We start from the raw sequence: 15,212 nt of genomic DNA, 5'->3' as shown, positions 1-15,212 counted from the left end.
GGCCACCTTCACTGCGTTGAACGCAGGCATGGTGGCCTTCACTGCAGTCGAGTGGGCTACGGGTCAGTGGGCGAGCATCGGCGGGGTGGGGGCACCCTCGTCGTCGCCGACCGGCGGGGCGGCGGGCGGGCGCTTCGGCAGGAACAGCGCCGGGATGATGCAGAGCGCCACCAGCAGCAGCGACCACACGAACGTCGACGCGAACGAGTCGGCCGCCAGCACCGCTGCGGCGTCGTGCGTCTGCGGGTTCTGCAGCGCCGCTGTCGCCGCGAGCTGACCCTGGCTGGTCTCCACGCCGAACTTCCCGGCCAGCAGCGCGGCGAGGATGATCGACATCACCGCGGCGCCGACGGCACCGGCCGTCTGCTGGATGATGTTCAGCGCACTCGACGCCTGCGCCACGTCCTTCTTCCTCAGCGTCTGCAGCGCTGCCGACATGATCGGCATCATCGACGAGCCCATGCCGAGGCCCAGCACGAACAGCGACACCATCAGCAGCCAGTACGGCGTGTCGGCGGCGGCCTGCGCCCACACGGCGAGCCCGGCGAGGATCACCACGAGGCCCGGCAGCACGATCTTGCCCGCGCCCGTGCGGTCGGCGAGCCTGCCCGCGATCGGCATCATCACCATCGCGCCGAGCCCCTGCGGCGCCAGCAGCAGTCCGGCCCGCAGTGCCGTCTCGCCGCGCACGAGGATGAAGTACGTCGGCAGCAGCAGCATCGCCCCGAAGAACGCGATCGCGAACAGCGACATCGTGATCGCCGCGATGGAGAACGTCCGGTCGCGGAAGAGCTTCAGGTTCACGAGCGGGTTCTCCACGCGCAGCGCGCGGACGATGAACCCGGCGATCAGCACGATGCCGAGCGACATCGGCAGCCACACGCTCGTCTCGCCGATCCCACCGGCGGCCGGGATGTCGGAGACGCCGTAGATCAGCAGGGCCAGGCCGGGCGAGAGCATCAGCATGCCCGGGAAGTCGAACCGGCCCGCTGGCTGCGGCTCGTCCTTCGGCAGCAGGCGCCATGCGAGGTACAACGCGACCGCACCGATCGGCACGTTGATGTAGAAGATCCAGCGCCAGCTCACCGAGTCGACCAGCCAGCCGCCGAGGATCGGGCCCGCGATCGGGCCCAGCAGCATCGGCACCCCGAGCACCGCCATGACACGGCCGACGCGCTGCGGGCCCGCCGCCCTCGTCATGATCGTCATGCCCGCCGGCATCAGCATGCCGCCGCCGAGACCCTGGACCACCCGGAAGGCGATCAGCGACTCGATGCTCCACGCCATGCCCGCCACCACGGAGCCGACGAGGAACAACACGATCGCGAGCATGTAGAGGCGTTTGGTGCCGAACCGGTCGGCCGCCCAGCCCGTCACCGGGATCACCGTGGCGAGCGCCAGCATGTACCCCGTCGCGACCCACTGGATGGTGTCGAACGACGTCTCGAACTCCAGCGTCAGCTGCTGCAGCGCGACGTTGACGACGGTCGTGTCGAGGATCGCCATGATGGCGCCCACGACCACGACGCTCGCGATCTTCAGTACACCCCGGTCGAGCTTGTCATCGGCCGGCGACGGTCTGTCACCGGCACTCATTTCCGAAGTCGTCATCAAAACCGTTTCTCGTGAAAAAGGCACCAAAAACACGAGGCGCCAAGAAGAATTCCCCCACTTCAGTGGACAATCGTACCCGTGCCGGAATTCGGTCTACAACGCGTCAAGGCGTGTCCGGGATCACTTCCGGCATCACTTCCGGGGCACGCGCGTGACCGCGAGGCATCGCAGCACGAGGCTGCCGAAGTACAGCTGACCGGCGCGCTCCCGCACCCCGGTGAGCATGTGGAAGCCCTCGATCTCGCCTTCGAGCCGGTGCACGATTTCGCCGAGGGCGGACACTCCGAGCACGCCGCACGTGCGCGTCGGCGACGGCTGCAGCCAGGTGGGGAGCTTGCGTACCACCGCCCTCGCGGGCGAGGGCAGCTTCCGGACGCGATCGAGCGAGGCCACCTTCGGACTCGCCTGCGTCACCCAGATCAGGCCGTCGCTGCCCGTGGAGATGTTGTCCGGATATCCGGGAACGTCGTCGAGAAAAATGTCCTCCGTGCCCGTTTTCGGTCCGGCCAGCCAAATTCGGCGCAACCGGAACGCCCCGGTCTCGGCCACCGTCACGAACGACTCGTCTGGCGCGAGTGCCACGCCGTTGGCGAACTGCAGCCCGTCGGCGATCCGCTCCACCGCGCCGTCCGGCGTGCGGCGGAAGAGCCGGCCGGTGCCGGTCTGCTCGATGAGATCGTCGCGCCACTTCTCGATCGGGTACACCGTGGAGCTGTCGGTGAAGTAGATCGTGCCGTCGCCGGCCACGGCCGCGTTGTTGCAGAACAGCATGGGCTCGCCCTCGACCTCGCCCACCAGCGTGCGGACGGAGCCGTCCGCGACCGCCACCGCGAGCACGCCCTTGCGCGCGTCGCAGACGAGCAGCTCGCTCTCGTCGCCGAGGAACTCCAGTCCCAGCGGCCGCCCGCCGGTGTCGGCGACGGCGTCGATCCGCCTGCCGCCGGGACCCACGCGGATGATGCGGCCGTCGTCGAGTCCGGTGTAGACACCGCCGTCGGCGTCCACCAGCACGTCCTCGGGGCCACGTCCGTTGACCTGGATGAGCTCGACCTTGCCGAACCGCGCCATGCCGTCCTCCTAGCGGTAGCTGAGTAGCTTCCTGGCCTCACCCTCGAAGTGCCCGTGCTCGTTGAACGACAGCAGGGTCGTTCCCGACCGGCCGGTGACGAACTTCGTGATGCCGGCGTTCACCACCACCCGGTTGAACGTGATCAGCCCTTCCGCCGGGTCACCGGTGAGCAGCCCGCAGAGTGTGGCGATCACGCCGCCGGAGGTGAAGACCACCGCCTGCTCGCCGCTGCCCACCCGTGCGGCCAGCTCCTCGAAGGCGCCGCGCACCCGCGCGAGGAAGCCGGGCCACGTCTCGTCAGCGCCGCTGTCGGCGCCCGCGGCGGTCCACGCGGCGAGCGCGGACTCCAGCGCGGCCTGGTACGCCCTCGGGTCGGCGCTGTCCTGCGCCGCTCCCCCGCCGTGATGGGCGGCGATGTCGACGTGGTCGTACTCGTTCCAGCGCGGGTCCTCCTTGGCGACCACACCGGGCGCGAACCCGGCGAGCGCCTCGGCCGCGGTCGCGCGCTGCCGCGAGAGGGTGCCGCACCACGCCTCGTCGGCGCGGACGCCCCGCCTGCCGAGCTCGGCGCCCGCCAGCCGCGACTGCTCGTGACCGCGCTCGGAGAGCACGTCGTAGTCGGCGGCGCCGAAGGACGCCTGCCCGTGCCTCACCAGGTAGATGGCGCCCATGTCAGGTGAACCTCCGCAACAGCCCGGCCGGCAGCACCCGCACCACCACGCTGAGCGGCGCCCAGGGCAGAGTCGGCACGTACGCCTTCGCCTTCTCGCTCTCGATGGCCTTGACCAGCGCGTCGCCGCCGCGCTCCGCGCTCGCGAGCAGCGGCGTCCGGCCGGCCCTGCCCGTCATCTCGGAGGCGATGTAGCCGGGCAGCAGCGTCGTGACGGCGATCGGCGTGCCGTGCACGTCGGCCCTGATGCCGTCGGCGAGTGTCGCGACGCCGGCCTTCGACGCGGCGTAGGCGGTGAGGTTGCGCGGCATACCCCGCAGCGCGCTGAACGACGACACCACGACGAGGTGACCCGCGCGCTGCTCGCGGAAGGTCTCCAGCGCCGCCTCGCACTGGGCCAGCGCGGCGACGAGGTTGGTCTCCACGGTCTGCCGGTTCGCGGCGAAATGACCGCTGCCGATGGGCTGGCCCTTGCCGAGCCCGGCGTTGACGATCACGCGGTCGAGGGAGCCGAGCTCGTCGCGGAACTCGCGGAACACCGTGAAGACGCGGTCGTGGTCGTTGACGTCGAGCTGGCGGGTGACCACCCGGATGCCGGGGTGGGCGGCGGTCAGTTCCCCGGCGAGCGCGTCGAGCCGTTCGGTGCGCCGCGCGCACAGCGCGAGGTTCCTGCCGTCGGCGGCGAACCGCCTGGCCATGCCCTCACCGAGGCCCGCGCTGGCGCCGGTGATCACGATGTTCTTCCGGTAGACCATGCGCTGACCCTACCGCCTGGTAACACAACGGTGGCCCGGCGCGAAGCTCGCGCCGGGCCACCGTTCGTCAGGCGTTCCTCCGGGTCACTCACCAACGAAGAGCAGGCGGTTCGGCGTGCCCGCGCTCGGGTTGGTGATCTTGTCAGGCGTGGCGGCCGAGGTCAGCGCGCTTTCGACGTCGGCAGGGGTGGCCTCCGGGTTGCCCGAGAGGTACAGCGCGGCCGCGCCGACCACGTGCGGCGTCGCCATCGAGGTGCCGCTGATGGTGTTCTCGCCGCCGTCGTGCCAGGCCGAGGTGATGTCCACGCCCGGGGCGTACAGGTCGACGACCTCGCCGAAGTTGGAGAAGTCGGCCTGGGCGTCCTGGTTGTCGCTCGCGGCGACCGTGATGCCCTCGGTGACCCTGGCGGGCGAGGTGTTGCCGGCGTCCTGGCCCTCGTTGCCCGCCGCGATGCCGAACGTGACGCCCGCGGAGATGGCGCCGCGCACGGCGTCGTCGAGCGCCTGGTCGGCGGTGCCGCCGAGGCTCATGTTGGCGACGGACGGTCCGCTCGCGTTCTGCGCGACCCAGTCGATCCCGGCGACGACCTGCTCGGTGGTGCCGCTGCCGTTGGCGTCGAGCACACGGACCGGGACGATCTGCACGCCCTTGGCCACGCCGTAGGTCTCGCCGCCGATCGTGCCCGCGACGTGGGTGCCGTGGCCGTTCTCGTCGGTCGGGTCGTCGTCGTTGTCGATGAAGTCGGCGCCGCCGGTGACCCGCCCGCCGAAGTCGGGGTGGTCGGCGGTCACACCGGTGTCGATGACGTACGCGGTGACGTTGTCGGCCTTGTTGGTGACGTTGTAGGCGTCGTCCAGTGGGAGGTCGGTCTGGTCGATGCGGTCGAGCCCCCACGAGGCCGTCTGCTGCGTGTGGATCCGCTGGTTCTGCACGACGTAGGCGACGTCGCTGTCGGCGGCGAGCCGCTTGGCCTCGGCCTCGGTCGCCTTGATGGAGAAGCCGTCGAGGGCGCTGCCGAAGGTGCGCGTGACGTCGGCGCCGTAGGCACCGGCGAGGGAGTTCGCCAGTGCCGAGACGGTGGAAGTGACGACGTTGTCCTTCAGGACCACGATGTAGCTGTCCGAGACCGCGTTCGGCGTGTCGGCCGACAGGATCGCGCCCTCGGCCGGGGCCGCCTGTGCCGCTCCCATGTTGACGGCGACCACGCCCGTGATGCCCGCGAGCACCGCTCCCGTGGTGAGGCTTCGCCGTAGCTTCCGTGAGTTGCCCATTGGCTTCCTTCCTCGTCCCCAGCAGTACGTGAGCCATGCAAACTGGGTGGGATGCAGTTGGGCAATAATTCACAGTTACCAGTTGTAGGCCGTTTGGCCCACACGTGGGTAGACCATTAGGATGTACGGTCACCCTGCGCAGCCAGCACTCGGTCGTTACAGAGCGCTGCTAACCTTGTCCATATCGTTATGGCCACTATCGTCGGGGGGCGAGCCGGAAATTGGGTGGCACCGCATTCTCGTCGGCCCTGAGAGGGGCCATTTCGACGAGCGGGCTCGGGCTCGACCGTATTCAGGCACGGCTGCAGGAACACGGCATTTCGGTGAGTGTCACCGCATTGAGCTACTGGCAGTCCGGAAAACGGCAGCCAGAACGGCAGAGCTCCATTTCCGCGGTCCGCGCGCTCGAGCAGATCCTAGAGCTGCCCTCGGGGGCACTGCTCGGCCTCCTGCCACCGCCCCGGCCACGAGGCACGTCGTCCTCCCGCAGGCGCGCCGAGGACACCGCACGCCCGCTGACCCTCGACGCGCACTCCGGCATCACCCTGGTCGGCCTGCACGACCGGTGCGAGATCTCCGCTGACGGCGGACAGAGCGCGGTGACGGCCACCGCGGTATTCAAGGCCGGAGCCGACGGGCAGGACCGCTGGCTGCTCGCCTACCGCCAGGACGGCTCCGGCGAGCGCGCCCCGAACCTGCGCCCCCTGCGCAACTGCAGCATCGGCAGGGTCGAGGTGGACGCCGACGCGGGGCTCACCCTCGCCGAGCTGCTCTTCGGCCACCCCATCGACACCGGCGAGACCTACCTCGTCGAATACGCACTGCGTTACGACCACGCGCCCGGACCGGAATGTCGCAAAGCGCATTTCCGCGAATTCTGGCACCCCATTCCGGAGTACCTGCTGGAGGTGCATTTCGGAATGGGCTCCACGCCCTCGCAATGCTGGCAGTACGCCCGCCCCGAGGACGCCGACGAGCCCGAGTCCCGCCCGCTCAAGGTCGACGAGGGCAACAGCGTGCACGCCATCGCGCTGGACTTCGGCCCCGGCATCTTCGGGATCGGCTGGGCCTAGCGACTTTCGTCGGGCACGCTCAGCTCAGCTCACCCCGCAGCAGCTTGCCCGTGGCGTTGCGGGGCAGCTCGTCGAGGAACTCGACGTCGCGGGGCACCTTGTAGCGGGCCAGGTTCCGCTTGACGAAGTCCCGCACCGCGTCGGCGTCCAGCGAAGCGCCCTTCGTGAGCACCACGAACGCCTTGAGCCGCTGCCCGTACTCCTCGTCGGGCACGCCGATCACAGCCGCCTCGGCCACGTTCTCGTGCTCGACCAGCAGGTTCTCCACCTCGACCGGATACACGTTCTCGCCACCGGAGACGATCATCTCGTCGTCGCGGCCGTCGATGAACAGCAGACCGTCCTCGTCGAAGTGCCCGACGTCGCCACTGGAGAGCAGGCCGTCGATGATCTCCTTGTGCCTTCCGTCGGTGTAGCCCTCGAACGCGAGCCCGCTGCCGACGAACACGCGCCCGGTGACGTGCGGCTTCGTGATGCGATTGCCCTGCTCGTCGTAGAGCGCGACGCGGCAGCCGACCGGGGGCCTGCCGACCGTGCCCGGCGCCTTGCGCCAGTCCTCGGGCGTGGCCACGGTGGCCACGGCGACCTCGGTGGAGCCGTAGAGATTGTGGATCACCGGGCCGAAGATCTCGGTGGCGCGGTTGCCCACGTCCGGCGGCAGCGCCGAGCCCGCGACGAAGATGATCCGCACGCTGGAGGTGTCGTACCTGCCGATGACCTCTGGACCGAGGTCGATGATGCGCTGCAGCATCGTCGGCACCAGTACGACCGCCGTGCACTTGTGCTCGGCGACCTGGCGCAACGTCTCCTCGGCGTTGAACCTGCGCCGCAGCACCACCTTGCAGCCGAGCGCGAGGGACAGGATGAACTGCGAGATGCCGGTGCCGTGGAACAGCGGCGCGCCCATGAACGTCGCCTCGCCGACCCGCAGCGGGATGCGGTCGAGGAACTGCGCCGAGTGCAGCGGAGAGATCCTGGGCCGCGGCGCGCCCTTCGGGGTGCCGGTGGTGCCGCTGGTGAGCAGCACCAGCCCGCCCGGCTTCTCCGGCGCGGGCGGCGGCCGGTCGTCGGTGCTCGCGATGATCTCCTCGAGCACGGGGACCTGGTGGCCAGCCAGGTCGGAGTCGGTCCACGCGAGGTAGCGGTCGACGCCCTCGATGCCGTCGAGCAGCGCGGTGAACTCCTCGTCGTAGACCAGCACCTCCACCTTCTCGCGGGCGGCGACGTCGGTGAGCTGCGGTTTGGCGAAGCCGGTGTTCATCAGCAGCAGCGGCGCGCCGAGCTTGCCAGCGGCGAGCATGGTGACGACGAGGCCGCGGTGGTCGCGGCAGAGCGCTGCGATGGCCGAGCCCGGCCGCACGCCGCGCTCGGACCACGCGCGAGCGAGCGCGTTGGACTGCTGGTCGAGCTGGGAGAACGTGAGCGGGCCTCGCTCGTCGACGATGCCGACGGCCAGCGGGTCCCGGTGGGCCGCGATGCGCACGGCGCCGGCGAGCGGGCCGTAGCGGCGCGTGGCGAACAGCGAGCGGATGCCCTCGTCGACCCTCGGGATCGGGACGAGTCCCGCGCGCCACAGCACTTCGACGCTGCGAGCCGTTTCCGAAACACGGCCGACCAACTCGGCCACGGTGGGCGGCCTTCTCATCAGGGCACCTCCTCGAGCTCGACGAGCACAACCTACCGGCTAGTAGCTACGACCGTCGACCGTAACCTGTCGGTGCCCGCACGCAGAATCGGACCGTGCAGCTGATCGTCGCGCGGGAAGCGGAGGGTGTCCATGCCGTGCGCGCGCTCGAAGGAGAACTTCCCGCCCCGCCCCGGCTCTCCCCCGGTGAGCTGGTGGAACACGCCGCCCGCTGGGAGCGGGAGCTACGCCCGCGCTGGGTGTTCGCGTCGGTCGAGCACGACTACCCGGTGCTGCTTGAGGGCGGTGTCCGGGTGCGCCGCTGTCATGATCTTTCCCTGATCGAGGGAATCCTGCTGGCCCACGAGGGCCGCCACGAGCAGTCCCGCAGCCTCGCCGCCGCCTACGCCAGGGCCCGAGGGCTCGAGCCTCCCGCCGAGCCGAGGGCGGCCCACCCCGGCCTCGACGAGCAGCCGACGCTGTTCGACCCGCGCGGCTCCGGGTTGCCACCCGGGGTCAGCGCGCTCGACGCGATGGAGGTGGTGCTCGCCGAACAGCAGCGCCGGATCGGCCTGCTCCCCCACCCCGAGCGGATCCGCCTGCTCGTGGCCGCGGAGTCGGCCAGCGCGCTCGCGGCCGCGGAGATGTCGGCCGATGGGCTGCCGTGGCGCGCCGACCTGCACGACGCGCTGCTCACCGAGCTGCTCGGCCCGCGCGTGCCGAACGGGCAGCGGCCCCGCAAGCTGGCCGAACTCGCCGAGCGGGTCCAGGACGCGTTCGGCGGGCGGGCGCTCAACCCCGACCACCCCGGCAGTGTCGTGCGCGCTTTCGGCCGGGCCGGGATCTCGATCCCGTCGGCGAGAGCCCATGTGCTGCGGGACGTCGAGCATCCCGCCGTGGCGCCGCTGCTGGAGTACAAGGAGCTGGCTCGGCTGCACTCGGCGCACGGGTGGGCGTGGCTCGAGCAGTGGGTGCACGGCGACCGGTTCCGGCCGGTGTACGTCGTCGGCGGCGTGGTGTCGGGGCGCTGGGCCAGCCGGGGCGGAGCCGCGCTGCAGATCCCGCGCGTGCTGCGCTCGTGCGTGCGCGCGGACCCTGGCTGGAAACTGGTCGTCGCCGATGCCGCGCAGCTGGAGCCGCGCATACTCGCGGCGCTGTCCGGCGACCGGCAGCTCGCCGACGTCTCCGCCTCGGCCGACCTCTACACCAGCCTCGCGGAGGCGATGTTCCCCGGCAGGGGCGCCGACGGCGAGAACCGCGGCCGGGCCAAGATCGCGATGCTCTCGGCGATGTACGGCGGCACCGCGGGCGAGGCGGCGTCGCTGCTGGCCCTGCTGCGCCAACGGTTTCCGGCCGCGGTGTCCTATGTGGAGCACGCGGCGCTGGCCGGGGAGCGCGGCGAGATCGTCCGGTCCCGGCTGGGCCGGACCTCGCCCCCGCCTTCGGCGGCGTGGCGAACGCTGACGGGCGGCACGGCGAACGAGGAGCAGGCCCGCAGGGCCGCGCGCGACTGGGGCCGGTTCACGCGCAACTTCGTCGTGCAGGCGAGCGCGGCGGACTGGACGGCGGTGCTGCTGGCCACCCTGCGCCAGCGCCTTCCCGAGCCCGCGCACCTGGTGTTCTTCCAGCACGACGAGGTGCTGGTGCACGCCCCGGCCGGGCTGGCCGAGCAGGTACGAACGTGCCTGGCCGACGCGGTCGCGGAGACCACGGCCCGGGTGTTCGGCCAGTCCTGCCCGGTGCGCTTCCCCATGCCCGCGGCGATCGTGGACGCCTACTCCGACGCCAAGTAGCCGTTTCCCGCCCCGACCGCAGTGAAGGCCACCTTCACTGCGTTGAACGCAGGCAAGGTGGCCTTCACTGCGTGGAACCCGGCACAGTGGCACGGAGCCTCCGGTTGGGTGCCGGTGGAAGCCCGGCGGGCGCAGTGAAGGCCACCTTCACTGCGTTGAGCGCAGGCATGGTGGCCTTCACTGCGGTCAGGCGACGGGTGTGCCGCGCGTGAGGAAGTCGCTGTCCGCGAGGTCGATTACGCGGTGCGGGATGCGGCGGGCCCGCAGCGCTGCCGTGCCGTGCTCGGTGGTGAGCACCGTGCCGCCGGTGCCGACCACACGCTCGCCGTCGAAGATCACCTGGCCACCCGCGACCGTCAGCCGCACCGACCTCCGTCCACTGTCGACGGCGACGAGGTCGGCATCGAAGCCCGGCGCGATCCGGCCCTTGCCGGGCAGGCCGAACAACGCGGCGGGCGCGCGGCTCGTCTTGTGGGCCAGCTGCGGCAGGCTCAGCGCACCGAACTGGACGAGCGCGAGCCCCTGGTCCAGCACGAGGTTGCGCCAGTAACCGCCGTCGGAGGAGATGGCGTCCACCACGAAGTCACCGGTGCCGTCGAAGCGCAGCGTCCCGCTCGCGTCGCGGCGCGCGCAACTCTGCATGAACCCGGAGAGCCGCCGGTTCACCGGGAAGCACAGCGACGCGCGAGCGGGGTCGCTCTCCCACACCTCGCGTCCCGCGTCGCCCGTGACCGGAACCGCCTGCCCGGCCTCCTGCCGCAGGCAGTGCGCGAAGCCATCGGCGAAGGCCCGCAACAGCCCGGCCCTGTCCGTGGAGTAGCCGCCCATTCGCAGGCAGTTGACGACGATGTGGTCGGTGAATCGATCCCCGTCGAGCGCGCCGAGGCACAGGTTGAGCGGCGCCAGGTGTGCCTCGCTGACCACCTCGGGATGTTCCCGCAACAGGGCGAGCGCGATCTGGTTCTCCTCGACGAGTTCGGTGACCGCGCCGCGCAGGTAGGCGTTGGTGTGCGCGAGGTGCAGGGGCCTGCCGTCGGCGAGCCGCAGCGCCTCGCGCATGCCGTCGAGGTTGCTGCCGTGTGCTGTGGTGCCCGCGTGGAACGCGACGTAGCAGCCCGCGGCGGCGCCCTCCGCGATCGCGCGCGCGGAGGCGTCCGGGGTGCTCGGGAAGTGCCCGCCGAGCAGCTTGATCCCGATGGCGCCGTCGCGAAGCGCCGCGCCGACGTCGTCGCGAACGCGGCCTGCCGGCGTGCCGTCGCTGTAGGCGGGCAGGCCCTGCAGGCCGAGGATGGTGAGCCCGGCGGCGGACGCGTGCCACTGGTCCAGCACGGTGCGGAAATCGAAGAACTCCACCGCCGTGGTCACGCCCGCCCGCGCCAGCCGCTCGTGCGCGGGCGAGCGGCCTGCCGGGTCGCTGCCAGCGAGGTCGGTGAGGTGCACGTGGCTGTCCACCACGCCCGGCAGCAGTACGAGCCCGTCGGCGTCGAGCTCACGGGTGGCGGTGGCGGGCAGCTCCGGCTCGACGGCCGTGATGACGCCGTCCGCGACGCCGACATCGGCCACCCCCTGCTCCCCTTCGGCGTCGACGACGTGGGCGCTGCGGGCGATCAGGTCGAGCGTGCGGGTCATGCGGGATTCCCTCCTGTGGCGTCGAGGTGACGCTACGGCAGCCGGAAACCCGAATGCAATATCTGTTGCGTAGCTTCTTGCAGACGCAACTTTAGCCAGCTAACGTCCCCGCCAACGAACCAACCGAGGGAGACCGCCCCATGTCCGACGTCCAGCAGCAGGCGGCACCGCCGCGACCCGAGAGCGGGGAACGGGTCTCGCCTGCACGCAGAGCGACCCAGATCGCGCTGACCGTGCTCTCGCTCGGAATGAGCCTGGTGGTCGGGTTCACTGTGGACGGACCGACGCTGTGGGGTCTCGCGCCGATCGCGATCTACGCGATCCTCGTGCTCATCGGCCTCGACATCATGCTCGCCAGCGTCGCCGCGCTGGTGTCGGGTTTCCTGCTGCTGCACAGCGATCCGATCGACGCGGCAAGCATGCTCGGGGGCGCGCTCGGCTCGGACATCGTCGAGATCGGACTGATCATCATGCTCGGCGCCGGGCTGGGCGAGGTGCTCACCCGCACGCGCGGCGCGACGTACCTGGTGCGCATGATCGTGGACCGGTTCGGTGTGGACACCCCCGTCCGCGCCCAGCTGAGCATCATGATCGCCTCCGGAGTCCTGGTGATCGCGCTGGGCACGCTCATCGGCGCGTTCGCGATCGCGGCGCCGATCGTGATCCCGATCGCGGCCCGGCTGGGCTTCACCCGCTCCAGCACCGCGCTGATGATGTTCATCGGGGGCGCGTGCGGCATGTTCGTCGCTCCGTTCGTGGGCTCCATGGTCGCCATCCGTGAGTACTCCGGCGTGAGCTACCCCGAGTACGTGCTCACCGCGGGCGGCCCGCTGACGATCGTGTGCTTCGCGGTCGGTTTCGTGGTGATCCGCTGGTGCCAGCGGCACCCCGTGTCGGCGGAGGACTACTACGACGAGCGCGAGATCGGTGACCAGGACACGGCTCTGCCGCCGAGTGCGCGCCGGAGCACGATCGCCTTCCTGCTGACCTTCGCGGTGCTGGTGGCCTACGGCGTCGTCACGCGCGCGGGCACGTCGTTCGCCGTCGTCGCCCTCATCGTGATGGCGGTGGTCACCGGAGTCGCGGCCCGCATGCCCGTCAACGCCATCCTCAAGGCGATCTACGAGGGCTGCGGCCGGCTCGTCGACATGTTCCTGCTGTTCTGGATGCTGGCGGCGCTGCTCACCGTGGTCGAGGAGCTCAAGCCGTACGACGTGCTGCTGGAGCGGTTCGGCTCGGATCTCAAGGCGCTCGGCGTGCTGGGTTTCCTCATCGTGGTGGCCCTGATCGGCTGGCTCGGCATCTCCGGCGCGTCGGCGGCGCAGGTGATCGTGATCGACCGCGTGTTCGGCCCCACGGCGGAGGCGCTGGGCGTGCCGGTGCAGGCGTGGGCGGTGGTGCTGCTGTGCTCCTGCCAGGCCGATACCTTCGGTCCGTCCCCAGGACCCAACATGATCTCGCCGATGGCGTTCGCGAGGTCAACGGCGCTCAAGCGGATGATCTACTGCGGCTGGATCCTGCTGGCCGCCTCGCTGGCCGTGTACGTCATCCAGCTCGCTCTGCTCTCCTAGTGCCCCCCGCCGGAAGTTCGCCACATAATTCGGTGGCCCAGCTTCCCGCTGGCTGCGTTAACCTCGATCCACCGACGAAAGCAACAGACTTCCGGCGGCGGGCACTAGAGGAACGCCGTCGCGAAGACGACGAGCGGTGGCCCGAGTTGTCCGGCGACGCCGCTCAGCCCCGCTCCCCTCGGCCTGCCGAGCGCCATCCGGTCGGCGGCGAACAGCACGACGCCGGAGAGCGCCATGAACCCGCAGGTGTAGAACACCAGGGCGCGGCCGACAGCCTCGTCGCCGGTGTTCAGCAGCACCAGCCCGAGGACCGTGCCCGAGGCGAGGAAGAGGTTGTAGAAGCCGACGCCGAACGACCACAGCAGCACGGCGGGCACGTCCTCGACGGGGACCCGGAAGATGCCCCTGTGCACCGAGGGGCGGCGGAACAGCAGGGCCTCCCACACGAACACGAGGACGTGCACGAACGCGGCGAGCCCCGCGAAGACCTGCGCGACGACGTTCACGGCGACCACTCCGCCAGCGTCACGCCGTGGCGGGCGACGACGTCGCCCAGCAGCTCAGCGGCCTTCTCCAGCGGGGTGTTACGCGGCACGGTCTCGTGGACGTCGCGGAAGAAGCGGCCCATGGCGTCGCCCGTGCTGAGCGCGAGGAAGCGCACCGACGGCGTGTGCACGGTGAAGGTGTGCGGCGTGCCCGCGGGGATGGTGACGGAGGCGCCCGGGCCGAGGTCGTGGATCTCGCCGTCCACGAACACGCCCATGCGCCCGTGCAGGACGTAGTGGGTGACGAGCCAGGGTGTGCGGTGGGGCGGCACCGTCGGGCCGCGCGGCGCGTCGATCTCGAACAGCTCGTACGCGCCGCCGGTGTGCTCGGCACCCACCTTCACGGTCACCGTCGCGTCGGGTGAGTCCAGCTCGGCGCCCTCGCCCGCTCCGGAGAGATACATCGTGGTCATGGGCCGACGGTAGGAACCGCGGCGGGAAGGCTCCATCCCGGAAATGTGGGGTGCCGCGCGGCGTGCGCGAGGCGCATACTTCGGCCATGTGGGAGGGTCGGGCGCTCGGCGCGCGACGCGAGATCGCCGCGCTGGCCACCACCGGGCTCGGCGTCACCGAACTGCACCGAGCGGCCATCGAGCTGGTCGGCAGGGTCGTGCCGACCGACCTGACCTGCTGGGCGTCGATGGACCCGGACACCACGGTGATCAGCTCGATGACCAGCGGTCCCGCTCTCATCCCGCGCCGGTACGAGCCGCTGCTGGCGACCTACGAGTACGACGGCACCGAGCCGCACACGTTCACCGAGCTGGCCGCCCGGCCCGCGCCGGTGGCGAGGCTGTCGGACCTGCCGCTGCGTGACCGCGAGCGCAGTGGCAGGGTCAACGAGGTGTGGCGGCCGCTGGGACTGCGCCACGAGCTGCGTGCCGTGTTCCGCGTCGACGGCACCTGCTGGGGTGGCGCGGGCATGGTGCGGCGCGGCGACTTCACCGATCGCGAGGTGGAGTTCGTGGCCTCGGTGGCTCCCGCGCTGGCCACGGCCACGCGCGTCGCGGCCCGCACCGGAAGCTCCCGTGGTCCTGACGAGCAGGCGATCTTCGTTGTCGGTGCGGACGGTGTGCCGCGCTCGGCGACGGCCGCGGCCGGGTCCTGGCGGGTGGAGCTCGACGAGGTCGCGCCAGGCCGGTGCGGGGTGCTGCTGCGCGCCGTCGCGGCGGGTGCGCGTGCGGCGGTCACGGGTACGTTCCGGGCCAGGGTGCGCGACGCCTCGGGCGGCTGGATCCTCTTGCGCGCCAGCAGGTTGCTCTCCGGCGAGGACGCCGCCGACACGGTGGTCACCGTGGAGCGCGCGTCCGGCTCGGAACTGCTGGGCCTGCTGCTCGCCGCGTACGGGCTCACCGCACGCGAACGCGACATCTGCCACGAGGTGATCGCCGGAAGGTCCACATCGGACATCGCCGACCGCCTGGCCATCTCCGCATACACCGTCCAGGACCACCTCAAGTCCGTCTTCACCAAGGCAGGCGTCCGCAGCAGAGGCGAACTCGTGGCAAAGCTCCGCCCCGAGCCAGGCTAGTACTGCAACGGCAGTTAAGGAAGTGGGTAGCCGCGGCGTTTGTAGTGGCTGAGGCGGGCTTGGTGT

General features: G+C 70.8%; 13 protein-coding genes. 4 read left to right on the top strand and 9 right to left on the bottom strand.

The window, feature by feature from the left end:
• Positions 1–63: 63 nt before the first annotated feature.
• The 5 genes from FCN18_RS26260 to FCN18_RS26240 all read right to left on the bottom strand — a co-directional run bounded on the left by FCN18_RS26260 (position 64) and on the right by FCN18_RS26240 (position 5,380).
• Positions 64–1,611, bottom strand: a complete 1,548-nt coding sequence (locus FCN18_RS26260; protein WP_228714140.1) for a DHA2 family efflux MFS transporter permease subunit — start codon at positions 1,609–1,611, stop codon at positions 64–66.
• Between the two features lie 135 nt (positions 1,612–1,746).
• Entirely contained in the window at positions 1,747–2,682 is a 936-nt protein-coding gene (locus FCN18_RS26255; RefSeq protein ID WP_112275768.1) for an SMP-30/gluconolactonase/LRE family protein, read from the bottom strand.
• Positions 2,683–2,691: 9 nt separating this feature from the next.
• Positions 2,692–3,354 carry a histidine phosphatase family protein gene (locus tag FCN18_RS26250; protein WP_112275767.1) on the bottom strand — a complete coding sequence of 221 codons (663 nt, stop codon included), beginning with the start codon at positions 3,352–3,354 and terminating at the stop codon, positions 2,692–2,694.
• A gap of 1 nt (position 3,355) precedes the next feature.
• Positions 3,356–4,108: an SDR family oxidoreductase gene (locus FCN18_RS26245; RefSeq protein ID WP_112275765.1), complete on the bottom strand. Its 753-nt coding sequence runs from the start codon at positions 4,106–4,108 to the stop codon at positions 3,356–3,358.
• Positions 4,109–4,192: 84 nt separating this feature from the next.
• Entirely contained in the window at positions 4,193–5,380 is a 1,188-nt protein-coding gene (locus tag FCN18_RS26240) for a S8 family peptidase (RefSeq protein WP_112275763.1), read from the bottom strand.
• A 221-nt stretch (positions 5,381–5,601) separates the two neighbouring features.
• Between FCN18_RS26240 and FCN18_RS26235 the strand changes: the two genes are divergently transcribed.
• Positions 5,602–6,453, top strand: a complete 852-nt coding sequence (locus FCN18_RS26235; RefSeq protein ID WP_112275761.1) for a hypothetical protein — start codon at positions 5,602–5,604, stop codon at positions 6,451–6,453.
• 19 nt (positions 6,454–6,472) lie between these two features.
• Here the strand turns inward: FCN18_RS26235 and FCN18_RS26230 are convergent, their stop codons facing one another.
• Complete coding sequence (locus tag FCN18_RS26230) at positions 6,473–8,098, bottom strand: acyl-CoA synthetase (protein ID WP_137096367.1); 1,626 nt, start codon at positions 8,096–8,098, stop codon at positions 6,473–6,475.
• Between the two features lie 95 nt (positions 8,099–8,193).
• On the opposite strand from FCN18_RS26230, the gene FCN18_RS26225 reads away from it, so the two are divergent.
• The gene (locus FCN18_RS26225; protein WP_112275758.1) at positions 8,194–9,870 is read left to right on the top strand and encodes a bifunctional 3'-5' exonuclease/DNA polymerase; all 1,677 of its coding nucleotides are present in this window, start codon (positions 8,194–8,196) and stop codon (positions 9,868–9,870) included.
• A 186-nt stretch (positions 9,871–10,056) separates the two neighbouring features.
• Here FCN18_RS26225 and FCN18_RS26220 read toward each other — a convergent pair whose 3' ends face one another.
• Positions 10,057–11,499 (bottom strand): amidohydrolase family protein, encoded by a 1,443-nt coding sequence (locus FCN18_RS26220; protein ID WP_137096366.1) that lies wholly within the window; start codon positions 11,497–11,499, stop codon positions 10,057–10,059.
• A gap of 140 nt (positions 11,500–11,639) precedes the next feature.
• Between FCN18_RS26220 and FCN18_RS26215 the strand changes: the two genes are divergently transcribed.
• Positions 11,640–13,070 carry a Na+/H+ antiporter NhaC family protein gene (locus FCN18_RS26215; protein WP_137096365.1) on the top strand — a complete coding sequence of 477 codons (1,431 nt, stop codon included), beginning with the start codon at positions 11,640–11,642 and terminating at the stop codon, positions 13,068–13,070.
• A 104-nt stretch (positions 13,071–13,174) separates the two neighbouring features.
• On the opposite strand, the gene FCN18_RS26210 is transcribed toward FCN18_RS26215, so the two are convergent.
• Together FCN18_RS26210 and FCN18_RS26205 are read right to left on the bottom strand one after the other, a co-directional pair.
• Entirely contained in the window at positions 13,175–13,585 is a 411-nt protein-coding gene (locus FCN18_RS26210) for a DUF1304 family protein (RefSeq protein WP_228714139.1), read from the bottom strand.
• On the bottom strand, positions 13,573–14,028 hold the full coding sequence (locus tag FCN18_RS26205) for a cupin domain-containing protein (RefSeq protein ID WP_112275752.1): 456 nt from the start codon (positions 14,026–14,028) through the stop codon (positions 13,573–13,575). Before FCN18_RS26205 ends, FCN18_RS26210 begins: the two co-directional genes overlap by 13 nt.
• An 86-nt stretch (positions 14,029–14,114) precedes the next feature.
• Between FCN18_RS26205 and FCN18_RS26200 the strand changes: the two genes are divergently transcribed.
• The gene (locus FCN18_RS26200) at positions 14,115–15,146 is read left to right on the top strand and encodes a helix-turn-helix transcriptional regulator (protein WP_112275750.1); all 1,032 of its coding nucleotides are present in this window, start codon (positions 14,115–14,117) and stop codon (positions 15,144–15,146) included.
• Positions 15,147–15,212 lie beyond the last annotated feature (66 nt).

Source organism: Prauserella endophytica, assembly GCF_005146945.1.
GTDB classification, from domain to species: Bacteria; Actinomycetota; Actinomycetes; order Mycobacteriales; family Pseudonocardiaceae; genus Prauserella_A; species Prauserella_A endophytica.
This window is presented reverse-complemented; position numbering and strand designations above follow the sequence as displayed.